The sequence below is a fragment of the Burkholderiales bacterium genome (genome assembly GCA_036262035.1).
Taxonomy (GTDB): domain Bacteria; phylum Pseudomonadota; class Gammaproteobacteria; order Burkholderiales; family SG8-41; genus JAQGMV01.
This window is the reverse complement of sequence record DATAJS010000010.1, coordinates 414642-438057: the sequence shown is the minus strand read 5'-3', so window position 1 is coordinate 438057 and position 23416 is coordinate 414642. Positions and strand designations below refer to the sequence as shown.

General features: G+C 67.3%; 23 protein-coding genes. 17 read left to right on the top strand and 6 right to left on the bottom strand.

The window, feature by feature from the left end:
• Positions 1-146: 146 nt before the first annotated feature.
• Positions 147-1178 (bottom strand): zinc-binding dehydrogenase, encoded by a 1032-nt coding sequence (locus VHP37_10060; protein HEX2826678.1) that lies wholly within the window; start codon positions 1176-1178, stop codon positions 147-149.
• 56 nt (positions 1179-1234) lie between these two features.
• Here VHP37_10060 and VHP37_10055 point away from each other — a divergent pair, with 56 nt between their 5' ends.
• The 9 genes from VHP37_10055 (at position 1235) to VHP37_10015 (ending at position 8126) form a co-directional block, all read left to right on the top strand.
• Entirely contained in the window at positions 1235-1894 is a 660-nt protein-coding gene (locus tag VHP37_10055) for a hypothetical protein (GenBank protein HEX2826677.1), read from the top strand.
• A gap of 22 nt (positions 1895-1916) precedes the next feature.
• A complete protein-coding gene (locus tag VHP37_10050) occupies positions 1917-2669 on the top strand; it encodes an SDR family oxidoreductase (protein ID HEX2826676.1) in 753 nt (250 codons plus the stop codon).
• Positions 2669-3340, top strand: a complete 672-nt coding sequence (locus tag VHP37_10045) for a glutathione S-transferase family protein (protein ID HEX2826675.1) — start codon at positions 2669-2671, stop codon at positions 3338-3340. The genes VHP37_10050 and VHP37_10045 overlap by 1 nt, the downstream gene beginning before the upstream one ends.
• Before the next feature lie 139 nt (positions 3341-3479).
• Positions 3480-4433: a tripartite tricarboxylate transporter substrate binding protein gene (locus tag VHP37_10040; protein HEX2826674.1), complete on the top strand. Its 954-nt coding sequence runs from the start codon at positions 3480-3482 to the stop codon at positions 4431-4433.
• Positions 4430-5443, top strand: a complete 1014-nt coding sequence (locus tag VHP37_10035; protein HEX2826673.1) for a hypothetical protein — start codon at positions 4430-4432, stop codon at positions 5441-5443. The genes VHP37_10040 and VHP37_10035 overlap by 4 nt, the downstream gene beginning before the upstream one ends.
• 73 nt (positions 5444-5516) lie before the next feature.
• The gene (locus tag VHP37_10030) at positions 5517-6533 is read left to right on the top strand and encodes a hypothetical protein (protein ID HEX2826672.1); all 1017 of its coding nucleotides are present in this window, start codon (positions 5517-5519) and stop codon (positions 6531-6533) included.
• 72 nt (positions 6534-6605) lie between these two features.
• A complete protein-coding gene (locus VHP37_10025; protein ID HEX2826671.1) occupies positions 6606-6896 on the top strand; it encodes a hypothetical protein in 291 nt (96 codons plus the stop codon).
• A 21-nt stretch (positions 6897-6917) separates the two neighbouring features.
• Complete coding sequence (locus VHP37_10020) at positions 6918-7136, top strand: hypothetical protein (protein ID HEX2826670.1); 219 nt, start codon at positions 6918-6920, stop codon at positions 7134-7136.
• A gap of 9 nt (positions 7137-7145) precedes the next feature.
• The gene (locus VHP37_10015) at positions 7146-8126 is read left to right on the top strand and encodes a 2-dehydropantoate 2-reductase (protein HEX2826669.1); all 981 of its coding nucleotides are present in this window, start codon (positions 7146-7148) and stop codon (positions 8124-8126) included.
• Positions 8127-8199: 73 nt separating this feature from the next.
• Here VHP37_10015 and VHP37_10010 read toward each other — a convergent pair whose 3' ends face one another.
• Positions 8200-9090, bottom strand: a complete 891-nt coding sequence (locus tag VHP37_10010) for an NAD(P)-dependent oxidoreductase (GenBank protein ID HEX2826668.1) — start codon at positions 9088-9090, stop codon at positions 8200-8202.
• 51 nt (positions 9091-9141) lie between these two features.
• Between VHP37_10010 and VHP37_10005 the strand changes: the two genes are divergently transcribed.
• Together VHP37_10005 and VHP37_10000 are read left to right on the top strand one after the other, a co-directional pair.
• Entirely contained in the window at positions 9142-10362 is a 1221-nt protein-coding gene (locus tag VHP37_10005; protein HEX2826667.1) for a putative DNA modification/repair radical SAM protein, read from the top strand.
• Positions 10362-11789, top strand: a complete 1428-nt coding sequence (locus VHP37_10000) for a UdgX family uracil-DNA binding protein (protein HEX2826666.1) — start codon at positions 10362-10364, stop codon at positions 11787-11789. Before VHP37_10005 ends, VHP37_10000 begins: the two co-directional genes overlap by 1 nt.
• Before the next feature lie 79 nt (positions 11790-11868).
• Here the strand turns inward: VHP37_10000 and ettA are convergent, their stop codons facing one another.
• Positions 11869-13539 carry an energy-dependent translational throttle protein EttA gene (gene ettA / locus VHP37_09995; GenBank protein HEX2826665.1) on the bottom strand — a complete coding sequence of 557 codons (1671 nt, stop codon included), beginning with the start codon at positions 13537-13539 and terminating at the stop codon, positions 11869-11871.
• Between the two features lie 65 nt (positions 13540-13604).
• Here ettA and VHP37_09990 point away from each other — a divergent pair, with 65 nt between their 5' ends.
• The 5 genes from VHP37_09990 (at position 13605) to VHP37_09970 (ending at position 20509) form a co-directional block, all read left to right on the top strand.
• Entirely contained in the window at positions 13605-14330 is a 726-nt protein-coding gene (locus VHP37_09990; GenBank protein ID HEX2826664.1) for a Mut7-C RNAse domain-containing protein, read from the top strand.
• 80 nt (positions 14331-14410) lie between these two features.
• Positions 14411-16411, top strand: coding sequence for an alpha/beta hydrolase domain-containing protein (locus VHP37_09985; protein ID HEX2826663.1), 2001 nt, complete (start codon positions 14411-14413; stop codon positions 16409-16411).
• Positions 16412-16578: 167 nt separating this feature from the next.
• A complete protein-coding gene (locus tag VHP37_09980) occupies positions 16579-17670 on the top strand; it encodes an LLM class flavin-dependent oxidoreductase (GenBank protein ID HEX2826662.1) in 1092 nt (363 codons plus the stop codon).
• Positions 17671-17825: 155 nt separating this feature from the next.
• Positions 17826-18293: a (2Fe-2S)-binding protein gene (locus VHP37_09975; GenBank protein ID HEX2826661.1), complete on the top strand. Its 468-nt coding sequence runs from the start codon at positions 17826-17828 to the stop codon at positions 18291-18293.
• 11 nt (positions 18294-18304) lie between these two features.
• Positions 18305-20509 (top strand): molybdopterin cofactor-binding domain-containing protein, encoded by a 2205-nt coding sequence (locus VHP37_09970; GenBank protein ID HEX2826660.1) that lies wholly within the window; start codon positions 18305-18307, stop codon positions 20507-20509.
• 78 nt (positions 20510-20587) lie between these two features.
• Here the strand turns inward: VHP37_09970 and VHP37_09965 are convergent, their stop codons facing one another.
• Positions 20588-21703 carry a hypothetical protein gene (locus VHP37_09965; protein ID HEX2826659.1) on the bottom strand — a complete coding sequence of 372 codons (1116 nt, stop codon included), beginning with the start codon at positions 21701-21703 and terminating at the stop codon, positions 20588-20590.
• 43 nt (positions 21704-21746) lie between these two features.
• Between VHP37_09965 and VHP37_09960 the strand changes: the two genes are divergently transcribed.
• Positions 21747-22766: a hypothetical protein gene (locus VHP37_09960; protein HEX2826658.1), complete on the top strand. Its 1020-nt coding sequence runs from the start codon at positions 21747-21749 to the stop codon at positions 22764-22766.
• On the opposite strand, the gene VHP37_09955 is transcribed toward VHP37_09960, so the two are convergent.
• Together VHP37_09955 and VHP37_09950 are read right to left on the bottom strand one after the other, a co-directional pair.
• The gene (locus VHP37_09955) at positions 22747-22965 is read right to left on the bottom strand and encodes a hypothetical protein (GenBank protein ID HEX2826657.1); all 219 of its coding nucleotides are present in this window, start codon (positions 22963-22965) and stop codon (positions 22747-22749) included. The two genes, VHP37_09960 and VHP37_09955, sit on opposite strands and share 20 nt — an antisense overlap.
• A gap of 30 nt (positions 22966-22995) precedes the next feature.
• Positions 22996-23286 carry a hypothetical protein gene (locus VHP37_09950; protein ID HEX2826656.1) on the bottom strand — a complete coding sequence of 97 codons (291 nt, stop codon included), beginning with the start codon at positions 23284-23286 and terminating at the stop codon, positions 22996-22998.
• Between the last annotated feature and the right edge of the window lie 130 nt (positions 23287-23416).

The following is a 23416-nucleotide window of genomic DNA, read 5'->3' as shown; positions in this document are numbered from 1 at the left end:
CGACTCTAGCCTTCGCGATCGCGAGCCAAGATATCGTAGCGAAAGGCATCCGTGTTGCGCACTTCGAAGCCGAGCCTTACGTATAGCCGACGTGCGGCCTCTCTGGCGTTACGCGGCCTCGCGGCTAGCGCAGCCTACGGATTCACTCACATCATCAGCGCTGCGCGGCCCGTGACCAGCCCCTGCTCGAGCCGCTGGTGCACGGCCTCCGCTTCGGCGAGCGGCACTTTCTCTGGAACGATGGGCCACAGCTCGCGGCGTGCGACGAGCTCCAGCGATTCGGCGACCTCCGCCCTGGTCGCATAACGGCTGCCGAGGAGCTCGAGCTCTTTTCTCAGCATCTGCGAAGGATTGGCGGTGAAGCTGCCCGAATTGCCTCCGAGCGTCACGAGGCGACCGCCTTTGCCGAGCGCCGCAAAGCCCGCTTCCAGCGTCGCCGCGGCGCTGACGAAATCGATCGCGACGTCGATCCCCTTGCCGCGTGTCGCGTCCATCAACTGCTCGGCGACGTCGCCTTGCGACGCGTCGACGAACGCATCGGCGCCCGCGTCGAGGCACGCCTGGCGCTTGGACGGCGCGACTTCCACCGCGATCACGCGGCGCGCGTGCGCCCAGCGCGCGACCTGCAGCATGTGCACGCCTAAGCCCCCGCCCGCGCCGAACACCGCGACGGTATCGGTGGGCGCGAGGCGCGCCTTGCGGATGACTTTCACCGGGGTGGCGATCGCGTCGCACACCACGCCCGCTTCCGCGGGATGGGCGCGCCAGTCGAGGCCTTCGGGAATCGGAATGAAGGTGTTCGCGGGCAGCTTGATGTACTCGGCGTAGCCGCCGTCGATCTCGCGCCCGACGTAACCGCGGAAGTCGTCGCAGAGCGTCTCGCGGTTCACGCGGCACCAGCGACACTCGCCGCACGTGAGATAGAAATACGCGGTGACGCCGTCGCCCGCTTTCAGGTTCGTGACGCCGCGGCCCACCGCGACGATCTCGCCGGCGATCTCGTGGCCGAGGATGCGCGGGTAATCGACCTCGATGCGTCCGGCGCGCGCGTGATGGATGGTGAGCCCCGCGCCGCACGCGAGCACGCGCGCGACGGCTTCGCCGGGCCCGGGAACCGGATCGGCGACCTCTTCGAGCGCGAGCGGCGTCTTCGCCGCTTTCAGCCGCATCGCTTTCATCGGTTCATATTAACCGGTTTACGCTACCCCGCCGCCCTAGGTACCATCGGCGGTTCATGCAGAACAAGCTACGCATCGCCGCGGTCTTCGTCGCCGCGCTCGTCCTCGCCGTCGGAAGCTATCTCGCCTACGAGAAGTATTCGCGCCGCACTCACGTGATCACGATGGTCGAGGACGCCGCCGTGCGCGTGCGCGCGGTGGTCGAGGCCCAGCCCGGCACGCCGACGCAGATCGACTTCGAAGCGCACGCGACCGCGCTCGAAGGCTACGCGGCGACGCTGAGACGGATGAACACCGCCTCGTTCACGCCCCTCGCCGACGCCGCCGACGACTATCTCGTGACCGCGCGTGAGATCGGCCGGCGCGCGGTCGAGATCCAGAAGAGCAGCGCCGCGCTCGACGCGAGCTACAGGGCGCTCGCCGCGCACATGAAGGCCGACCGCGGCGCCGCCGGCTGGCCGGCCGAAGCGGTGCGCCTCAAGCAAGCCGCGGACAAGGATCTCCGCGACTATCGGCTGGCGGTCGACGCGTATCGCATGCTGCTCGAATCGTTTCCGGCTTCGCAATGGAAGGTGGTGCCGCTGGTCGACAAGCTGCCGCTGATCGAAGACAGTCTGGTCAAGGGCGCGGCGGCGAAAGCGCTCGACGCGTACCGGGCCGCGGAACAGACTGTGAAGCAGGTGGCGGATCTCAACGCTTACGCGGGACGCCGTTGACAACCAACACGAGGGAGGGAGCATGAGCGACAAAGTCGCAGTGGTAACCGGCGCAGGCACCGGAATCGGCAAAGCGACCGCGCTCGCGTTCGTGCGCGACGGCTGGCGCGTCGTGTTCGTCGGACGGCGCAAGGAGATGCTCGACGAAGCGGTCAAGGCCGCGGGCGCGGGCGCGGAGCGCGCGATCGGCGTGCCCACCGACGTCGCCGATCCCGCGTCGGTGCAGGCGCTGTTCGACACGGTCAAATCGAAGTTCGGCCGCATCGACGCGCTGTTCAACAACGCCGGCCAGAACGCGCCCGGCGTGCCGTTCGACGAGCTTCCGTACGAGCGCTGGAAAGCGGTCGTCGACACCAACCTCACCGGCAGCTTCCTCTGCGCGCAGGCGGCCTTTCGCATGATGAAGGACCAGGATCCCAGGGGCGGCCGCATCATCAACAACGGCTCGATCTCGGCGCACGCGCCGCGGCCGGACTCGGCGCCGTACACCGCCTCCAAGCACGCGATCACCGGTCTCACGCGCACCATCTCGCTCGACGGCCGCAAGCACGACATCGCGTGCTGCCAGGTCGACGTCGGCAACGCGATGACCGAGCTCGCGGCGCGCATGTCCAAGGGCGTGAAGCAGCCGAACGGCGAGATCAAGGTCGAGCCGATGATCGACGTCGAGGACGTCGCACGCTCGGTGCTCTTCATGGCGAACCAGCCGCTCGACGTGAACATCTATCACCTGATGGTGATGGCGACCAAGATGCCCTACGCGGGGCGCGGCTGATGCTGAAGCTATGGGGCCGCCCCACCTCCGGCCGCACGCAGAAAGTACTGTGGACGCTCGCGGAGATCGACCTTCCTTTCGACCTCGTCCTGGCGAGCGGCGTCATGGGTCCGGGCGGCCACGTCTCGAAAGGCAACAAGCCTTTCGGGCTCGTGGATACGCAGGAATACCGTGCGATGAATCCGAACGGCCGCGTGCCCACGATCGACGACAACGGCTTCGTGCTGTGGGAATCGAACTCGATCGTGCGCTACCTCGCGATGCAGTACGCGCCCGACCTCCTCTACGGGAACGACGTCCGCACCTTCGCGTCGGCAAGCCGCTGGCTCGACTGGGAGAACAACGAGCTGCTGCCGCCGCAGCACGAGATGGCGATGCACCTCATCCGCTTGCCGGAAGACAAGCGCGATGCGCAGGCGCTCGAAAAGGCGCGGACGGACTTCGTGAAGCGCCTGTCCATCATGGAAGAGCAGCTCTCGCGCACGCGCTACATGTGCGGCGAGCGCTTCACCTACGGCGACATCGCGGTGGGCCTGCGCGTGCACCGCTGGCGCCTCTTCGCCCTGGAATGCCCGTCGTTCCCGAATATCGATCGATGGTATAAAGAGATCGTCGCGCGACCGGCTTTCAACGTCTGGACCGCGGCGCCCGAGAACCATCTCGAAGGCTGATCGACCGCCAAGGCGGCCGAGCACCCGATCGAAGGCTGAACGAGCGGCCGCAGAAGCCGCAGTCCCACCCTCGCGCGCGCCTACGAGCGTGCGCGTCCCGCCGGCCCGTCCAAAAACCAGGCTCCGCAGGAGGATGAAGATGTTGAGAGGATTGTTTTGTGTCGCGCTCTCGTGCTGCGCAGTGCAGCTCGCGTGCGCGCAGGCCTACCCCAGCAAACCGGTGCGGCTGATCTCGCCGTATCCGCCCGGCGGCGGCACCGATGCGACCGCGCGCATCATCGCGCAGTCGCTCGGCGAGCAGATGGGCCAGCAGGTCGTCGTCGACAGCCGGGGCGGCGCGAGCGGGCGCATCGGCACCGAGCTCGCGGCGAAATCTCCGCCCGACGGTTACACGATCGTGCTCGGCAACGTGGCGCCGCTCGCGATCCTTCCCGGCTCGGGCCTGAAGCTCGCCTACGACCCGCTCAAGGACTTCCAGCCGCTCTCGCTCGTCGCGACTTCGGACTACATCCTGACCGTGCACCCTTCGCTCCCCGCGAAGAACGTGAAAGAGCTGATCGCGCTGGCGCGCGCCAAACCGGGCGCGCTGACCTACGCGTCGAGCGGCAACCTGGGCGGGCCGCATCTCGCGGGCGAGCTCATCAACCTGCTCGCGAAAGTGAACATCCTGCACGTGCCTTACAAAGGCAACGGCCCCGCGGCGGTGGCGATCCTCACCGGCGAATCGCAGATGATGTTCGGCAGCGGCCCGTCGGTCGTGCCGCACATCGACGCCGGCAAGCTGCGCGCGCTCGCGACGACCGGCCCGAAGCGCTCGATGCAGAACCTGCCGACGATGGCCGAGCTGCTGCCGGGCTACGAAGTGACGCAGTGGTACGGCCTGCTGGTTCCCGCGGGCACGCCGAAGGAGATCGTGACCCGGCTGCACAAGGAGATCGTCGCGGCGGTCGCGAACCCGAAGAACGCGGCGGCGCTCGTCAAGCTCGGCACCCAGCCGCACAGCAACACGCCGGAGGAGTTCGCGGCATTCATCCGCAGCGAGACCGCGAAGTACGCGAAGGTGATCAAGGCGGCGAAGATCAATCCGGAATGATCGACGAGTTCGAATTCTTCCTCGACAAGCAATGGTCGGACGGCCTTCCGGTCGTCACGCCGACCGAGGCGCGCTTGACGCGCATGCTGTCGGGGACGAAGCGTGCGCCCGGCGAGCTCGTCGGCCACATCCCGCCGGCGGGCGAGCCCACGACGGTGCGCACGATCGCGATCCACGCGCTGATGGCGGGGTGCAAGCCCGAGTACCTGCCGGTGGTGATCGGTGCGGTCGAGATCATGTTGAAGACCGAGTTCAATCTCAACGGCGTGCAGGGCACGATGCACGGCGTCGCGCCGCTGATGATCGTCAACGGTCCGTACGCGCGGAAGATCGGGCTGCACGGCGGCAACGGGTGCTTCGGACCGGGTTTTCGCGCCAACGCGACCATCGGCCGTGCCATACGCCTCATGCTGACCAACCTCGGCGGCGGCATACCGGGTGTGGCATCGGCCACGGTGTTCGCCACACCGCTGCGCTACACCGCGTGCCTGACCGAGAACCTGGACAAGACGCCGTGGGAGACGCTCGCGGTCTCGCGCGGCTATTCGGCGGAAGACGACGTGATCACCTGCGCGATGGTCGAGAGCCCGCGCCTGTGCTACGACGACGCGAACCAGGAGCCCGAGCGCCTGCTGACCGGCATCGCCGATTCGATGACCGCGCTCGGCTCGTGGAACATGCACGTGCGCTCCGACATGGTCGTGGCGATGAGCCCGGAGCACGCGACGATCTGCGCGAGGGCGGGCATGAGCCGCGCCGACGTGCACCGGCGCCTGCGCGAGCTCGCCGGGCTCGCGGTGCGCGACATGAAGCGCGGCGGCAACTGGCGCGTCGAGCGCGCGCAGAAGCTGGGTGTCGATCCGGCCGACGAAGCGCGCTTCGTGCCGGTGATCAAGGACGAGCGCGACCTGCATCTCATCGTCGCCGGAGGATGGGGACCGCTCACCGCAGTGTGTCACGGGTGGGGCGGCGGCAGCCGCTCGGTGCATGGAACGTATCGAACCGAATGACCGTAGGGTGCGTGCGAACGCACCGCTAAAGGCGCGATGCGCTCGCGCGCATCCTACGAGATGATGGCCAACGATGATTGACGAATTCGAATTCTTTCTCGACAAACAATGGTCCGACGGCCTGCCCGTCGTGACGCCCACCGAAGCGCGGCTGGAGCGCTTCCTCGCCGCGACCCGACGCGATCCGGACGAGGTGATCGGCAACGTCCCGCCGGCGATGGAGCCGGCGACGGTGCGCACCGTCGCGATCCACGCGCTGATGGCCGGCTGCAAGCCCGAATATCTTCCGGTCGTGCTCGGCGCGCTCGAGCTCATGCTGCTCGAAAAATTCAACATGAACGGGGTGCAGGGCACGATGCACGGCGTGGCGCCGTTGATGATCGTCAACGGCCCGTACGCGCAGAAGATCGGCATCCACGGCGGCAACGGCTGCTTCGGGCCCTCGTTCCGCGCGAACGCCACCATAGGCCGCGCCATCCGCCTCATGATGCTCAACCTCGGCGGCGGCATACCCGGCATCGGCTCGGCGACGATCTTCGCGACGCCGATGCGCTACACCGCGTGCATCGGCGAGAACGTCGAGAAGAGCCCGTGGGAGACGCTCGCGGTCTCGAAAGGTTACGGTTCGGACGAGAACGTGATCACGTGCGCGATGGTGGAGAGCCCGCGGCTGTGCTTCGACGATGTCTCGCAGGAACCGAAGCGGCTGTTGAACGGCATCGCCGATTCGATGGTCGCGATGGGCTCGTGGAACATGCACGCGCAATCGGACATGGTCGTGGTGATGGGACCCCAGCACGCGACGATCTGCGCCAAGGGCGGCCTGTCGCGCGCGGACGTGCACGCGGAGCTCTGCCGGCTCGCCGGGCGCAAGGTGAAAGACCTGAAGGACGGCGGCAACTGGCGGCGCGAGCGCGCGCTGCAGTTCCCCATCCGCGTCGATCCCGACGACGACGAGCAGTTCATCCCGGCGATCAAGGATCCCAAGGACCTCCAGCTCCTCGTCGCGGGCGGCTGGGGACCGTGCACGGCGATCTGTCACGGGTGGAGCGGGGGCAGCCGGGCGGTGCATGGAAAGTACGACGCGTAACCGTAGGGTGCGCGCGAGCGCACCGATCGATTAGCGGTGCGTTAGCACGCACCCTGCGAAAAAGGAGCAGCAATGAGCGAAGCATTACCCTGGATCGACCCCACCGCCGGCGGCGGAAAGGCGAAGATCGCGGCCGCGCCGCGGCCGATGGACCTCGCCGGCAAGGTCGTCGGCCTGCTCGACAACACCAAGGAGCAGGGCGAGGTGATCCTGAAGACGATCGGCGACGCGCTGCGCGAGCAGCACGGCGTGGCGCGCGTGGTGCTGATGCGCAAGGAGCATTACTCCAAGCCCGCGGTCGCCTCGATCATCGACGAGATGGCGCAGGAGGTCGAGGTCGCGATCGCGGCCGTCGGCGGATGAGGGTCCTGCACGTTGTGCAGTGTGCACGACACCATAGAGCTCGAGAAACGCGGCATCCCGGCGACCGTCATCATCACGCAGGCGTTCACCAACGCGTGCGTGTTCCAGTTCAAGGGCAAGGGGATGGAAGGCCATCCTTACGTCGAGCTGCCGCACCCGATCAGCAATCTCAAGGCTGACGAGATGCGGGAGCTGACGCTCAAATACGTCGATCAGGTGGTCAAGCAGCTCACTGCTTAGGGATAACGGATGAAAGTCTGCGTACTAGGCGCCGGCGCCGTCGGCGGCCACCTCGCGGCGCGGCTTGCCCATGCCGGTCACTGCGAGGTGTCGGTGATCGCGCGCGGCGCGCAGCTCGAAGCGATCCGCAGGAACGGCATCACGCTGAAGTCGGGCAGGGAAGAGATCGTCGGCGAGCCTGCGGCCGCGACCGACGATCCGTCTTCGCTCCCGAAGCAGGATCTCGTGATCGTCACGGTGAAAGCGCATGCCGTGCCGGCGCTGGCCGAGACCATCGAGAAGCTGCTGGCGCCGGACGGCGTCGCGCTTTTTCCCCTGAACGGCCTTACGTGGTGGTGGAACATCGGCAAGCGCAACTCGAAGGGCGCCCTGCCGCTGCTCGACCCCGAAGGCGGGCTGTGGAACCGGCTGCGCGAGCGCTCGCTGGGCTGCGTCGTCTATTCGCCCAACGAAGTGGTGAGCCCCGGCGTGATCCTGCACATCGGCGGCAACCGTTTCGTGATCGGCGAGCCGAACGACCGGCAGACGGCGCGTGCGCAGGCGGTGGTCGATCTGTTCGACCAGTCGGGCCTGCCTGCCGAGACCACGGCGGATATCCGTGCAGACATCTGGCGCAAGCTCATGAACAACGCGCCGGGCAACTCGATCGCGGCGCTCACGCGGCGCGGCCACTACGACACCTGGAGCAATCCTGGCCTGAAGGAGGTCGGCATCGCGATCATGCGCGAGTCGCTCGAGGTCGCGGCCGCGATGGGATGGGACCTGCGCAAGGACATCGACCCGGAGAAGGCCGCGGCGCGCGTGACGCCGGGGCCGATGTCGACGCCGTCGATGCTTCAGGACGTCCTGCTGAACCGGTCCGTGGAAGTCGAGTCGCACTTGGGACAGATGCAGGCCTTCGCACGCGAGGCGGGGGTCAAGACCCCGACGATCGACGTCGTGCTGCCGCTGCTGCGGGGGCTCGACCTCTCTATACGCTCCACGAAGTAACGTAGGGTGCGCGCGAGCGCACCGCGCCTTTTTAGCGACGCGCTAGCGCGCATCCTACGGGCAAACGCCGACGTCACGGCGCACGCAGTCTCGCGATCGCCGCCGCGATCGCCGCGTTGTCCCACTCCCCTTCGCCGTTGGCGATGCAGTCTTCGAGCATGCGCACGTACACCGACGCGAAAGGCAACCCCTGGTGCTTCGCGTGCGCCTGCTCGAGCATCAGCGTGAAGTCCTTCAGGCTCTGATCGATGCGGCTCTGCGGCTGGGTGAACTCGCGCCTGGCCATGAGCTCGCCCTTGACGTCCATCACCTGCGAGTACGCCGCGGAGCCGCGCGCGACGTTCAGGAACGCGACCGGGTCGAGGCCGAGCGCCTGCGCGAACACCAGGCCTTCCGCGAGCGCCGCCCGATTGAGACCGAGGATGAGGTTCACCGCGAGCTTGGCGCGCGAGCCGTTGCCGGCCGCGCCCAGGTAATGACGCTTCGGGCAGATCGCGTCGAGCACCGCCGAGGCGCGCTCGACGTGCTCGCGCTCGCCGCCGATCAGGAACACACCGTCGCCGTTCGCGACCTGGCGGCTCGTTCCCGAGATCGGCGCTTCGACGACGCGCGCGCCTTCGGGTGACACGCGCCGCGCCAGCGCCGCGAGTCGTTCCGGATCGCACGTGCTCGTGACGACGAAGACGCGCGCGCCGGTGCCGCCCTGCGCGATCGCGTCCACGCCGCCGCCCGGCCCCGCGATCACCGTCTCCACCTGATCGGTGTTGAACACGCAGAGCACGCTGATCTCGCACCCTGCGATCACCAGGCCGGCGGTCGATTGCGCTTGCGCGCCCGCGGCTTCGATCGCGCGGCGCTTGTCCGCGTCGACGTCGTATGCCAGCACTTCGAATCCCGCCGCGACCAGCCGCTTCGTCACCGCGGTACCCATGAGGCCCGCGCCTATCACGCCCACTCTTGCCACGCCGCCAGACTCCTGTATGATTATACAGCCTCGCCGCTGTAATGCCTCCCGATGGACCTCGCCCGCAAGCTCACCGTCCTCGCCGACGCCGCCAAGTACGACGCCAGTTGCGCGTCCAGCGGCACCTCGAAGCGCGATTCTGCCGACGGCAAAGGCATCGGCTCGACCGAGGGCATGGGCATCTGCCACAGCTACGCGCCCGACGGCCGCTGCATCTCGCTCCTCAAGGTGCTGCTCACCAACTTCTGCACCTACGACTGCCTGTATTGCGTCAACCGCATCTCGAGCAACGTCCCTCGCGCACGCTTCACCGTGCCGGAGCTCGTCAAGCTCACGCTCGACTTCTACCGCCGCAACTATATCGAAGGTTTGTTTCTTTCCTCCGGAATCATCAGAAGCCCCGATTACACGATGGAGGAGGTGATACGCGTCGCGCGCTCCTTGCGCGAGGAACATCACTTCCGCGGCTACATCCATCTGAAGACCATACCCGACGCGAGCCCGGAGCTCATCGCCGAGGCCGGGCGCTACGCCGACCGCCTGAGCATCAACATCGAGCTGCCGACCGAAGCGGGCCTCACGCGGCTCGCGCCCGAAAAAGACGCCGGTGCGATCCGCCGCTCGATGGCGCGCGTGCGCGTGCGGCTCGACGAGCGCGAGGATGCGAAAAAGGCGAAGCAAAAACCGCCCGTTTTCACGCCGGCCGGACAGAGCACTCAGATGATCGTCGGCGCCGACGCGAGCGACGACCGCGCGATCATCGAGACCAGCGCGAACCTGTACGGCGCCTACAAGCTGAAGCGAGTGTATTACTCGGCGTTCAGCCCGATTCCCGATTCCAACGCCGCGCTGCCTCTGAAGGCGCCGCCGCTCGTGCGCGAGCACCGGCTGTATCAGGCGGACTGGCTGATGCGCTTCTACGGCTTCGGCTCGAGCGAGATCGTCGTCGCCGAAGACGGCATGCTCGACCTCGACATCGATCCCAAGCTCGCCTGGGCGCTCGCGCATCGCGAGCGCTTTCCGGTCGACGTCAACCGCGCGGACAGAGAGATGCTGCTGCGCGTGCCCGGATTCGGCACGCGCACGGTGGCGCGCATCCTCAAAGCCCGGCGCGTGCGCGCGATCCGCAGCGACGACCTCGCGCGGCTGAAGGTGCCGCTGTCGAAAGCGCTGCCGTTCGTGGTGACGGCGGACCATCGCGCGTACAGCGCGCTCGACAGCGAGAAGCTCGCCGGCAGCGCGCGGCGCACCGAGCAGCTCGCATTGTTCTGATGCGGCTCGTCCGGCTGGCGAGCGAGATCGACTTCGACGGCTGGCGAGACGCGGCGCGGTCGCTGGTCGCGGACGCGGCGCGCCCGGAGGACGTCGACTGGGTGGTCGGCGGCGCAGCGACGCTGCTGGGGTCAGACCCCGTCTTGGGGTCAGACCCCGTTGTTTCGGGGTCTGACCCCGGTTTCAAAGTCCCCCGGTCCTACCTGTCGCTCGCCCGGCGCGCGATCCTGCACAGCGATCCCGCACGTTTCGCCCTGCTCTACCGTCTGCTCTGGCGGTTGCGCGCCGAGCCGAAGCTGATGGACGTCGCGAGCGACGCCGACGTGGCGCGAGCACGCGCCATGGAAGACGCGGTCTCGCGCGAGATCCACAAGACGCATGCGTTCGTGCGCTTTCGCGAAGTGCCGACCGACGACGGCCCGGTCTACGTCGCGTGGTTCGAGCCCGTGCATCACACGCTCGAAGCGGCCGCACCGTTCTTCGTGCGCCGCTTCGCCGCGATGAGGTTCTCGATCCTCACGCCGCGCGTGAGCGCGCACTGGGACGGCGATGCGTTGCGCTTCGGCCCCGGCGCCGAGCGCGCGGACGCGCCCGACGGCGACGCGCTGGAAAGCCTGTGGCGCACCTACTACGCGAGCATCTTCAATCCCGCGCGCCTGAAGACCGACACGATGCGCGCGCACATGCCTGCCAGGTACTGGCGCAATCTGCCGGAGGCCGGGCTCATCACGTCGCTAATTGCCTCGGCGCCGCGCGCGACACAGCGCATGATCGAGGAGCCCGCGTCGACTCCGCGCTTGCGCGCGCCGGCGCATGCCGCTGACGTCGCCGAGCACGACCTCGACTCGCTCGCCACGATCGCGCGCGCCGCGAGGCGCTGCACTGCGTGTGCGCTGTGCAAGAAAGCGACACAGACGGTGTTCGGCGAAGGATCCGAAAACGCTTCGGTGATGTTCGTCGGCGAGCAGCCGGGCGACCAGGAGGATCTCGCCGGCCGGCCGTTCGTCGGTCCCGCGGGCCGGCTCTTCGATCGCGGGCTCGCGCAGGCAGGTATCGAACGCGCGGCCGTCTACGTGACGAACGCGGTGAAGCACTTCAAGTTCGAGCCGCGCGGCCGGCGGCGCATCCACAAGACGCCCGCGCAACAGGAGATCGAAGCGTGCCGGCCATGGCTGGAACGCGAGATCGCGCTGGTCCAGCCGCGCCTGATCGTCGCCATGGGTGCGACGGCGGCGCACTCGGTGCTCGGACGTCCGACGGCGGTACAGAAGAATCGCGGGTCTTTGATGCGCGTGTCGGACGACACGCAGGTGCTGGTGACGGTGCATCCGTCGTATCTCCTCCGAGTGCCCGAAGCGCGGCAGGCGGAGGAGTACGCGCGGTTCGTCGAGGATCTCCGGAAGGTGTCATTGCGAGGAACGGAGTGACGAAGCAATCCCAGAGCGTCCGAGACGTGCGCCACGAGATCGCCGCGTCGCTATCGCTCCTCGCGATGACCGTTTCTGGTTACATCAAAGCCTTGTACTTGATGCGATGCGGCTTGTCGGCCTCTTCGCCCAGGCGCTTGCGCCGGTCTTCCATGTACTCGGCGTAATTGCCCTCGAACCACACCACCTGGCTCTCGCCTTCGAACGCGAGGATGTGGGTCGCGATGCGGTCGAGGAACCACCGATCGTGCGAGATGACGACCGCGCAGCCGGGGAAATCGAGCAGCGCTTCCTCCAGCGCGCGCAGCGTCTCGACGTCGAGGTCGTTGGTCGGCTCGTCGAGGAGCAGCACGTTGCCGCCCGCCTTGAGCACCTTCGCGAGGTGCAGCCGGTTGCGCTCGCCGCCCGAAAGCTGGCCGACCATCTTCTGCTGGTCGGTGCCCTTGAAGTTGAAGCGTCCCACGTAGCCGCGGCTCGAGGTGCTGTAGTTGCCGACGGTGAGCATGTCGAGACCGTCGGAGATCTCTTCCCACACCGTCTTGCTGTCGTCGAGCGCGTCGCGGCTCTGGTCGACGTACGCGATCTTCACCGACTCGCCGATGCGCAAGGTCCCGCTGTCCGGCTTCTCGACGCCCGTCAGCATGCGAAAGAGCGTCGTCTTGCCCGCCCCGTTCGGCCCGATGATGCCGACGATGCCGCCGCGAGGAAGCCGAAACGAGACGTTGTCGAAGAGCACGCGATCGCCGAACGACTTCTTCAGGTTCTCGGCTTCGATGACGAGGTCGCCCAGATGCGGGCCGGGCGGAATGTAGATCTCGTTGGTCTCGTTGCGCTTCTGGAACTCCTGCGATTGCAGCTCTTCGAAGCGGGCGAGACGCGCCTTGCTCTTCGCTTGGCGCGCTTTGGGGTTCGAGCGCACCCACTCCAGTTCCTGCTGCATCGTCTTGATGCGCGCGGTCTCCTGCTTCGCTTCGATCTCCAGCCGCTGCTCTTTCTGCTCCAGCCAAGACGAATAGTTGCCTTCGTACGGAATGCCGTAGCCGCGGTCGAGCTCGAGGATCCAGCCGGCGGCGTTGTCGAGGAAGTAGCGATCGTGCGTGACTGCGACCACCGTGCCGGGATAGCGCTCGAGGAACTGCTCCAGCCACTGCACCGAAAGCGCGTCGAGGTGGTTGGTGGGCTCGTCGAGGAGGAGCATGTCGGGCTCGGAGAGCAGCAGCCGGCACAGCGCGACGCGGCGGCGCTCGCCGCCCGAGAGCGTCTCGACGTCGGCGTCCCACGCCGGCAGCCGCAGCGCGTCGGCGGCGACTTCGAGCTTGCGCTCGATCTCCCAGCCGTTGGCGGCGTCGATCTTGGCCTGGAGCTCGCCCTGCTCTTCGAGCAGCTTCGCCATCTCGTCGTCGTCCATCGGCTCGGCGAACTTGTCGCTGATCTCGTTGAAGCGCGTGAGGAGATCCATCGTCTCGCCCACGCCTTCCTCGACGTTGCCGCGCACGTCCTTTTCCGGATCGAGGTGCGGCTCCTGCGGCAGGAAACCCACACGCATGTTGGGCATGGGTATCGCTTCGCCCTCGAAATCCTTGTCGACGCCCGCCATGATGCGCAGCAGGCTCGACTTGCCCGAGCCGTTCAGCCCGAGCACGCCGATCTTGGCGCCGGGGAAAAACGAGAGAGAGATGTCCTTCAGAATGACGCGCTTCGGCGGAACGACCTTGCCGACCCTGCGCATCGTATAGACGTACTGAGCCATGGAATGAATACCTGGAGGGATTTGGAACGGAAGACCCCCATGATAACGGATTGCGGCCCCTCCCGTTGAGCGCGGCAACGTTCACGTTCGCGCCCGAGCTCGACCTGTTCCTGCCGCGCGAGCAGCGCGGCGCGACGATCGTCCACGAATACGCGCGCGCCGCGACGATGAAGCAGGCGATCGAGGCGCTCGGCGTGCCGCACACCGAGATCGGCCGCATCACCGTCAACGGCTCGGCGGCCACGCTCGACCGCACGGTGCGTGAGCACGACGAGGTCGAGGTTTTCACGCACGCGCCCGGCGCGGCGCCTTTCGAGACGCCGCTCGCCTTCGTCGCCGACGCGCACCTCGGCGGCCTGGGACGCATGCTGCGCATGCTCGGCTTCGACACGATCTACGACAACGCCCTGAACGACCCGCAGATCGCCGATATCGCTTCGATCGAGCGGCGCGTGGTGCTCACGCGCGACCGCGAGCTTTTGAAGCGCCGCGACGTCATGCGCGGCGCGTTCGTGCGCGCGCTCAAACCCGAGAAGCAGCTCGCCGAGATGGCGCAGCGTTACCCGCTCGCCGAGCACATGAAGCCGTTCGCGCTGTGCCTGCACTGCAACCTGCCTTTGCAGCCGGCGGATCCTTCGGCAGTTGCCGCGAAAGTGCCCGAGCGCATCCAGGCGCAATACCGGCAGTTCATGCACTGCCCCGGCTGCGACCGGATCTACTGGGAAGGCTCGCACTGGGATCGGATGCGCAGCGTGCTCGCGCAGGCGCTGGGCATCGATGCCGTTGCGTAGGGCGCGTTAGCCGCGGTGCGGCGACTCCGCCCTCGGCAGTAAATTACGCAGTAACATAAACCGCCCTGGGGAGGACCCCGATGAACCCGACCACGCGCACGCTCGCGTGCACTCTTGCGCTCATGTCGACGACCGCCTACGCACGCATCACGACCATCGAGATCGAATCCGTCGAGCCTTTCGCGCCGGGAACCGCGTTCGGCGACGGTGGCGCTTACGAAAAAGTGAAGGGCACGTTCAGGGGAGAGCTCGATCCCCGCGACCCGCGCAACGCGGTGATCGTCAACCTCGACCGCGCGCCGCGCAATGCTGCGGGCCGCGTCGAATACGAAGCCGATTTCTTCATCATGCGGCCGGCGGACCCTGCGAAGCGCAACGGCAAGCTCATCTACGACGTCAACAACCGCGGCCGGATGAACTTCCATGCGCGCTTCACCGAAGCCAAGAGCCGCACCAACGATCCCAAGGTCGCCGCGGACGTCGGCGACGGCCTGTTCTTCCGGCAGGGGTACACCTTCGCATGGAGCGGCTGGGATCCCGATGCGCCGGGGCTGCGCATGAAACCGGTCGTCGCGACCAACAACGGCGCCGCGATCATGCGTCGCATCCGCGAAGAGTTCGTGAGCGGCACGCGCGCGCGCGACGAAGGCGACGGCGGCTCGCGCGCCGACGGCAACAGCTTCAGGCTCACGTACGAAGCGGCGAGCCTCGACACCAACGCCGCCAGGCTCACGGTGCGCCGGACCGATGACGGTCAGCGCCGCGAGGTCGCGGCCACCGCGTGGCGCTACGCCGATGCGCGCACGATCCAGCTCACCGGCGGCAAGCCCGAGCCGGGCTCGATCTACGAGCTGCAATATCCGGCGAAGAACCCGCGCGTGCTCGGCATCGGCATGGCCGCGACGCGAGACTTCGTCGCGTTCCTGCGTAACGATGCGCGCGATGCCAAAGGCACGCCGAACCCGGCGGGAACGAAGATGACGCGCGCGCTCGCGTACGGCTCGTCGCAGAGTGGGCGTTTCCTGCGCGATTTCGTGCGCGACGGCTTCAACCAGGACGAAGCGCAGCGCAAGGTGTTCGACGGGGTGATGGCGCACACCGCGGGCGTGGGCGGCGTCTTCCTCAACGAAGAGTTCGGCCAGCCCAACCGCACCAGCACGCAGCACGAAGACCACACGTTTCCCGAAGCGGCGTTCCCCTTTTCCACCGCGCGCCTGACCGATCCGGTGACGCGCAGGACCGGCGGCCTCTTTCGCAACGACGGTTTCGATCCGCTGTGGATGGAGACCAACACTTCCACCGAGTACTGGCAGAAAGGCGCATCGCTGCTGACGACCGATCCGCTCGGCACCGGCGATATCGAGCTGCCTTCCAACGCCCGTTCCTACCTCGTGACCGGCACCCAGCACAACGCCGGCGCGTACATGACCTCGACCAAAGGGAGCTGCACGAACCCGCGCAACCCGCACAACCCGATACCGTTGCAGCGCGCGCTCTTCGTCGCGCTCGACGAATGGGTCGACGGCAAGGCGCCGCCGCCGTCGAACGTGCCTCGCCTCGCCGACGCGACGCTCACGCTGCCGGCGCAGCTCGGCTTTCCGGCGATTCCGGAAGTCACCGTCGCGCGCCTCATGAACGAGATCGGCGTCATCACCGACTGGACGCGCCCCTCGATCGACATGGCGAAGCCGTACCGGCCGCTCGTGCCGCAGGTCGACGCCGACGGCAACGAGCTCGCCGGGGTGAAGCTCCCCGACATCGCGGTGCCGCTCGGCACGCACACCGGCTGGAACCTCTATCGCACGCCGTTCCCCGAGGGCGAGCTGTGCGACCGCGACGGCACGTACGCGCCTTTCGCGCGCACCCGCGCCGAGCGCGCCGCGCGCAACGACCCGCGGGCTTCGATCGAGGAACGCTACGGCAGCCACGCCGACTACGTGAAGCGCTACGAAGCCGCGGTGCAGAAGCTGGTCGAGCAGCGCTACCTGCTGCCCGAAGATGCGAAGCGCTACGTCGCAAAGGCGCGCAGCAACGAAGTGGCTGCGTTGTTTACCCCACCGGTCGTGGGACAGAGACCGTAGGGTGCGTGATAACGCACCGCAAAGGACCCCGGTGCGCTCGCGCGCACCCTACGAAAGGGTGCGGTGCGTTACGCTGGCGCTAACGCACCCTACGCATTCTTTCGCTTTTCCTTGGCGTCCTTTGCGTCCTTTGCGGTTCATGATCGTTACCCTATAGAGGCAGCACGATGAAGCTGGGTTACTTCACCATGCCGATCCACCCCCAGACGCGCAACTACACGCAGACGCTGAAGGAGGATCGCGAAGCGATCCTGCTGGCCGACCGGCTCGGCTATATCGAAGCGTTCATCGGCGAGCACATCACCGACGTGTGCGAGACGATTCCTTCGCCGCTGTCGTTCATCGCGAGCGTCGCGCACGACACGAAGCAGATCAAGCTCGGCCCCGGCACGCTCAACCTGCCGAACAGCCATCCCGCGCAGCTCGCGGCGCACGTCGCGATGATCGACCACATGCTCGAAGGGCGCTTCATCCTCGGCATCGGTCCCGGCGGCCTGCGCTCCGACTGGGAGATATTCGAGAACCTCGACGCCGACCGCAACTCGATGTTCGTCGAGTGCGCCGATCAGATCCTCGCGCTGTGGGCGGGCGAGCCGCCGTACGACATCGACGGCAAGTTCTGGAAGCTCTCCACGCGCCGCACGCTGCTCGCCGAGGCGGGTCAGGGCTGCATGCTGAAGCCCTATCAGCAGCCGCATCCGCCGATCGTCATCACGGTCGTGGTGCCGAACTCCAAAGGCCTCGCAGCGGCGGCGGCACGCGGATGGAAGCCGATCTCGGCGAACTTCATCCACCCGCACTGGCTCGCGACGCACTGGCCGACCTACAAGGAAGGCTGCGAGCGCGGCGGCCACGCGATCCGCGGCGAGGACTGGCGCGTCGCGCGCAGCATCTTCGTGGCCGACGACGAAGCGACGGCGAAGCGCTACGCGCTCGATCCGAACGGCGCTTACGGCTTCTACTTCTGGAACCTCATGGCCAAGCGCCGCGCGCGCGGCATGCTCGACACGTTCAAGCACGACCTCGCGATGCCCGATTCGGAATGCACGCTCGAGTACGTGCTCAATCGCCTGCCGATCTACGGCACGCCGGAAACGGTCGCGGAGAAAATCGTCGGCCTCAGGAACAACGTCGGGCCTTTCGGCACGCTGCTCTACGTCGGCCACGACTGGCACGACCCCGTGCTCGCGAAGCGCTCGATGGAGCTGATGGCGACCGAGGTCATGCCGCGGGTGAATCGCGCGCTCGGCGAAATGTGATCGTCATTCTCGCGAAGGCGAGAATCCATTTCGGCTTCGACATCAAAATGGATTCCCGATAGCTCCCGCTGGCGCGGGTCGGGAATGACGGGGAAGTTGCCCGCGGCCGGCGGTGGGTCTAGAGTCGTTTTGCCGCCCCACAGGAGGAGACAACGATGGCCGCCAACTACACGCTACGCGTCAACGGCCGGTCACACGCCGTGCGCGTCGACGATCCCAGGACCCCGCTCCTGTACGTTCTGCGCAACGATCTCGACCTGCACGGTCCGCGCTTCGGCTGCGGCCTCGGCCAGTGCGGCGCGTGCACCGTCGAGATGAACGGGCGCGCCGTGCGCTCGTGCTCCATCCCGGTGTCCGAAGCCGCCGGCAAGACCATCCTCACCCTCGAAGGCATCGGCACGCCGCAGAAGCCGCATCCGCTGCAGCGCGCGTTCGTCGAGGAGCAGGCGGTGCAGTGCGGCTATTGCATCAACGGCATGATCATGCAGGCGAAGACCCTCCTCGACCGCAACAGGAAACCCACCGAGGACGAGATCCGCCAGGCGCTCGCCGGCAATCTCTGCCGCTGCGGCACGCACGTGCGCATCGTTCGCGCGATCAAGCGCGCGTCCGAGGCCGCGTAAGGAGGACGGTCATGAACGATACGATCCTCACCCGACGCGAATTCCTCAAAGCTTCCGGCGCGCTCGTCGTCACCTTCAGCGTGGCGCCGACGATCGCGGGCGCCGCCGCGACGGCGACCAAGACCGTCGCCGCCAACGAAGTCGACGGCTTCGTCGCGATCGACGGCAACGGCCGCGTCACGGTGTATTCGGGCAAGGTCGATCTCGGCACCGGCGTCTCGACCGCGCTGTCGCAGATCGCCGCTGAAGAGCTGTGCGTACCGCTGGAGCGCGTGACGCTGGTGCAGGGCGACACCGCCCTGACACCCGACCAGGGCCAGACCTGGGGCAGCCTCACCATACAGCTCGGCGGCATGCAGATCCGCCGCGCGTGCGCAACCGCGCGCGAAGCGCTGCTCGACCGCGGCGCGCAAAAGCTCAATCTCGCGCGCGACGGCGTCTATGCCAAGGACGGCGCGGTGATGCGCCTCGGCGGCGGCGCGAGCGTGCCCTATGCCCAGCTCATCGGCGGCAGCCACTTCGAGACCAAGGTGAACGACAAGGTCGCGCTCAAACCGCCCGCGACCTACGCCATCGTCGGCAAGCCGATACGCCGCTTCGACATTCCCGACAAGGTGTACGGCAGGTTCACCTACATGCAGGACGTCAAAGTCCCGGGCATGGTGCACGCGCGCGTGGTGCGGCCTGCGGCGCTCAAGGCCGACCTCGTTGCGTACGACGACAGCGCGGCGAAGAAGCTTCCCGGCTACCTTGCGACGGTGCGCAAAGGCAACTTCCTCGCCGCAGTCGCGAAGGACGAATGGGGGGCGATCCGCTGCGCCGATGCGATCCAGGCGAAATGGTCGGACTGGCAGGGCTTGCCCGATCCTTCGAAGCTGTGGGAGCACGTGCGCTCGACCAACGTCGTCAAGGAGGAGGTCTTCCAGAACGTCGGCAACGCCGCCGACGCGATGAAAACCGGCAAGACGCTGCACGCGACCTACGACTTCGCGATCCATACCCACGGCTCGATCGGCCCGTCGTGCGCCATCGCGGAATACAAGGACGGCCGCCTCACGGTGTGGAGCGCGTCGCAGGCGACGCACATGCTGAAGAAGCAGCTCGCCAACATGTTCTCGATGAAGCCCGACCACGTGCGCTGCGTGTACGTCGAAGGTGCGGGCTGTTACGGCCGCAACGGCCATGAGGACGCCGCCGCGGACGCGGCGCTGCTCGCGACCGAGCTCGGCCGCCCGGTGCGCGTGCAATGGAGCCGGCAGGACGAGCACGGCTGGGATCCCAAAGGACCGCCGACGCTGCTCGAGCACTCGGCGGCAATCGACTCGAACGGCAACGTCGTCGCGTGGGACTCGCACGTGTACATCCCGGACCGGCCGAAAGGCTTCGAGGTAACACTCGTCGCCGCAGAGCTTGCCGGCATGCCGAAGGATCTCGCATTCCCCGGCAACATCCACCAGGCGCTCGCGATCCCGTACGCTTTCCCCAACGTGAAAGCGACCGCGCACTGGCTCGAGCACACGCCGTTCAAGCCGTCGTGGATACGCACGCCGGGCCGCATGCAGAACACCTATGCGAACGAGAGCTTCATCGACGAGGTCGCGGCGGCGGCCGGGGCGGATCCGATCCAGTACCGGCTGAAGCACCTCAAGGACGCGCGGGGCGCCGAGTGCATCGAGCGCGCCGCCAGGCTCGCGCAGTGGACGCCGCGCTCATTTGGCAAGAGCAGCGGCCGCGACAGCGGCGACGTCGCCCGCGGACGCGGCTTCTCGTACATCAAGTACGAGCTCGTGCGCACTTACGTCGCGGTCGTCGCCGACGTCGAGGTGAACCGCAAGACCGGCGCGGTGAAAGTGACGAACTTCTACTGCGCGCACGACTGCGGCCAGATCATCAACCCGGACGGGCTGAAGAACCAGATCGAAGGCAACATCGTGCAGACGGTGAGCCGCACCTTGATCGAGGAGGTCAAGTTCGACCGCTCGCGCGTCACCAGCGTCGACTGGGAGAGCTATCCGATCCTGCGCTTCCCCGACGTGCCGCAGATCGCGATCGACCTCATCGACCGGCCGAGCGAGGCGCCGTGGGGCGCGGGCGAGCCCGCGGCGGCGGTGGTGCCGTCGGCGATCGCGAATGCGATCTACGATGCGACGGGGGTTCGGCTGCGGTCGGTGCCGTTCACCGCGGACAAGGTCTTGGGCGCGCTATCGCGCGCCTGAACGGCGCGGTGCGCTTACGCGCACCCTACGGATCGACCGCGATCGACACGTAGGGTGCGTGATAACGCACCGCGTATTTTACCGCTTGAAATCCTTGACGCTCTTCGCGAGCTGCCCTTCCTGCGTGCGCAGCGGCAGCGTCACCGACCTGGTGGCGCCGAACGTCGGCACGATCGCCGAATGCTTGCCCGCGCCGCCGATCACCGCGACGATGATGTTCTCCGCGCGCTCGACCATCGGGATGAGCGTATCGAGCGGCGCCTCGCCGTAGCGCGCCTTGAACGGGCCGGAACGAAAGCGGCGCTCGATGTTCTCCTTCGAGAAGCGATTCATCGCCAGGTTGGCGTGCTGCTGGAGAAAGCGTTTGGCTTCGGCCTTGGAATAGCCGCCGTCCGCGACGGTCTTGGCGTGCTCGGGGCCGAAGATCACCAGCGGTTGGGCGTCGTAATAGACGTCGTTGTTGCCCGTCGTCGCCATCGTTCCCGCGACCGTGGTCAGGATCCCTTCGGCCGAAAGGCTTTCGTGGTCGTTGACGTTGTGGGGCGGCTCGCCGCCGACCACCGTGATCGTCGTCGTATCGGCCGCGAAGCCGCGCTCGACGGCGAGCGTCTCCCAGGGGTTTCCTTCCTCGTTCTCGCACACGAAAAAGCTGTACTTCGACGGCGCGCCCATCGTGGACATGTCGCCGGCGCCGGGGATCGCGCCGCCGATGTTGAGCAGGGCGAGCCTGATCGCGCGCCCCATCGTGGCGTTCGCATGGTTGCCGGGGCCGAAAGCGTTGTGTCCGCCGTTCATGCCGAGCTCTCGCGCGACCGGGCCGTTGACGATGACGAGCGGCGCGACCGGATGCGTCGTCGCCTGGATGCCGTACAGGTTGAAAGGCTCTTCGCACAGCGCTTCCACGGCGAGCACGAGGAGCGGAAAGTATTCGGGGCGGCAGCCCGCCATGACCGCGTTCGCCGCCAGACGCAGCGGCGTCGCTTCGCCGTAGCGCGGCGCGATCTTCGCGATCGATTCGTTCCACGGGCGGTCGCAGTACGCGAGCATCTTCTCGACCCGCGCCGCGGTCGGCGGCACGATCGGCAGGCCGTCGCTCCAGCCGCGCTCCATATACAGCGCGTTGATCGCCTCGAAATCGTCGTCGGCCTCGACGGCGGCTCCGGGTGCTTTCAAAAGATCGGCGAGATCGCTCACGGCCATGCTCCTCTTCGTGTCTTGCGGGTATTCTAGCCGCGTCATGCGCATCCGCTGGATCGTCTCCGGAACGAACGTCGAGCGTTCGTCGCCCGATCTCCTGTCCGACCTCGCGAGCTATCGCTATCGCGCCGCCATACCGTTACAGGCGCTGCGCGAGCGCGGCCATACCTGCGACTGGTACGCCCTGTCACCCGGCGAGGCCATCGACGATGCGCACCCCGCGCTGCGCGACGCCGACGCGCTGGTGGTCGCCAAGAACCATACCGAGCCCCATGAGGTCATCGCGCTGCTCGAGCGCGCGCACGAGCGAGCCGTCGCGACCGTGGTCGACGTCTGCGACGATTATTTCTCTCGGCCGCACGACCTCACGCCGTATTACCGCGCGCTGGTCGAGCGCGCCGGCACCGTCACCGCTTCGAGCCTGCGGCTCGCCGCGGCGATCGAGGACGCGACCGATCGCGAGGCCCATCTCGTCCGCGATCCGTACGAAGGTCCTGCCGGAACGCCGCGCTGGTCGCCGGCCGCGTCCGGCGTGCGCGCGCTGTGGTTCGGCACGCCGCTCAACCTGCCCGCGCTGCTCGAGGCCGCGATGACGCTGCCTCAGCGCAGGGACTTCCGGCTGGAGATCGTCGCGCTGACGCGGCGCTGCGAAGGGCTCGAAGCAGCGTTCGCGAAGATGAGCGGGCCCGACCTCAGGCTGACGTTCCAGGAATGGACGCTCGGCGGCAACTGGGCAGCGCTCGACGCGTGCGACCTCGTGCTGATCCCGGTGAAGAGCGACGAGTTCTCGGCGGCCAAAGGCCCGAACCGCGTCGTCGAAGCGCTGCGCGCCGGACGCTATGCGGTCACCGGCGCGCTCGCGGCCTACGATGAATTCAAGCCTTTCGCGGCGGTCGGCGGCGACCTCGCCGCCGGCATCGCGTGGGGGCTAGACAATCGCGCCGCGGTGCTGGAGCGGATTGCGGCGGGACAGGCGTATGTCGCGGCTCACCATTCGCCGCAATCGGTCGCGGCGGAATGGGAGGCCGTGCTGCGCGAGGTCAGCCGGCGTGGTCCTTGATCAGCTTGACGAACTGCGGCGTCGCGACCTCGGCGCGCGCCTTCACGCTGTCGATGTCCAGACCGCCCAGCGGGTGCTGGATCACCAGCAGGGGCAGGTCGGGCACGCCGAAGATCTTCGCCTGGGTCTCACCCAGCTTCTTGAACGCGGTCGAGCACACCACCGCCGTCACCAGCCCGCGCTTCCTGAGCTCTGCCATGTCGTGGACACTCCACGACGTGCAGGACCCTCAATCGGCCATCGCGCTGACGACGACGTCCGCCTCGCGCGCGAGCTGATCCAGGATCTCGTCGGGCGCCGGCAGGCTCACGCTCGCCTTGCGCAGGGACACGACCGAGGTGACCGACACCTCGCTTTGCAGCGAATCGACGATGAACTTCAGGAGGTGGTCGGCGTTGCCCTTGCTGTTGTCGAGCACGCCGAGGCGTATACCTTTCCTGTCGATCGCGCGCTCCTGCACCTTCGCCTCGGCGGCGGGCGCGGGCGCTTCGGGAACGACCAGTAGAACCTTGTCTGCCATCGGTATCTCCATGAGCCGCCGCTCCGTCAACAGGCGGCCTTCGCGCCGACGTTAACACAGGGCGACGACTGCCGCGCGCGGTGGCGGTCGGGTAAAATGTGGGCACCAACAGGCGGCTCTTTTTCGAGGG

Excerpts from the sequence above, each read along its gene's own strand:
- VHP37_10060 (HEX2826678.1), bottom strand. The coding sequence starts at position 1,178 with ATGAAAGCGATGCGGCTGAAAGCGGCGAAGACGCCGCTCGCGCTCGAA.
- VHP37_10055 (HEX2826677.1), top strand. The coding sequence starts at position 1,235 with ATGCAGAACAAGCTACGCATCGCCGCGGTCTTCGTCGCCGCGCTCGTC.
- VHP37_10050 (HEX2826676.1), top strand. The coding sequence starts at position 1,917 with ATGAGCGACAAAGTCGCAGTGGTAACCGGCGCAGGCACCGGAATCGGC.
- VHP37_10045 (HEX2826675.1), top strand. The coding sequence starts at position 2,669 with ATGCTGAAGCTATGGGGCCGCCCCACCTCCGGCCGCACGCAGAAAGTA.
- VHP37_10040 (HEX2826674.1), top strand. The coding sequence starts at position 3,480 with ATGTTGAGAGGATTGTTTTGTGTCGCGCTCTCGTGCTGCGCAGTGCAG.
- VHP37_10035 (HEX2826673.1), top strand. The coding sequence starts at position 4,430 with ATGATCGACGAGTTCGAATTCTTCCTCGACAAGCAATGGTCGGACGGC.
- VHP37_10030 (HEX2826672.1), top strand. The coding sequence starts at position 5,517 with ATGATTGACGAATTCGAATTCTTTCTCGACAAACAATGGTCCGACGGC.
- VHP37_10025 (HEX2826671.1), top strand. The coding sequence starts at position 6,606 with ATGAGCGAAGCATTACCCTGGATCGACCCCACCGCCGGCGGCGGAAAG.
- VHP37_10015 (HEX2826669.1), top strand. The coding sequence starts at position 7,146 with ATGAAAGTCTGCGTACTAGGCGCCGGCGCCGTCGGCGGCCACCTCGCG.
- VHP37_10005 (HEX2826667.1), top strand. The coding sequence starts at position 9,142 with ATGGACCTCGCCCGCAAGCTCACCGTCCTCGCCGACGCCGCCAAGTAC.
- VHP37_10000 (HEX2826666.1), top strand. The coding sequence starts at position 10,362 with ATGCGGCTCGTCCGGCTGGCGAGCGAGATCGACTTCGACGGCTGGCGA.
- ettA (HEX2826665.1), bottom strand. The coding sequence starts at position 13,539 with ATGGCTCAGTACGTCTATACGATGCGCAGGGTCGGCAAGGTCGTTCCG.
- VHP37_09985 (HEX2826663.1), top strand. The coding sequence starts at position 14,411 with ATGAACCCGACCACGCGCACGCTCGCGTGCACTCTTGCGCTCATGTCG.
- VHP37_09980 (HEX2826662.1), top strand. The coding sequence starts at position 16,579 with ATGAAGCTGGGTTACTTCACCATGCCGATCCACCCCCAGACGCGCAAC.
- VHP37_09975 (HEX2826661.1), top strand. The coding sequence starts at position 17,826 with ATGGCCGCCAACTACACGCTACGCGTCAACGGCCGGTCACACGCCGTG.
- VHP37_09970 (HEX2826660.1), top strand. The coding sequence starts at position 18,305 with ATGAACGATACGATCCTCACCCGACGCGAATTCCTCAAAGCTTCCGGC.
- VHP37_09960 (HEX2826658.1), top strand. The coding sequence starts at position 21,747 with ATGCGCATCCGCTGGATCGTCTCCGGAACGAACGTCGAGCGTTCGTCG.
- VHP37_09955 (HEX2826657.1), bottom strand. The coding sequence starts at position 22,965 with ATGGCAGAGCTCAGGAAGCGCGGGCTGGTGACGGCGGTGGTGTGCTCG.
- VHP37_09950 (HEX2826656.1), bottom strand. The coding sequence starts at position 23,286 with ATGGCAGACAAGGTTCTACTGGTCGTTCCCGAAGCGCCCGCGCCCGCC.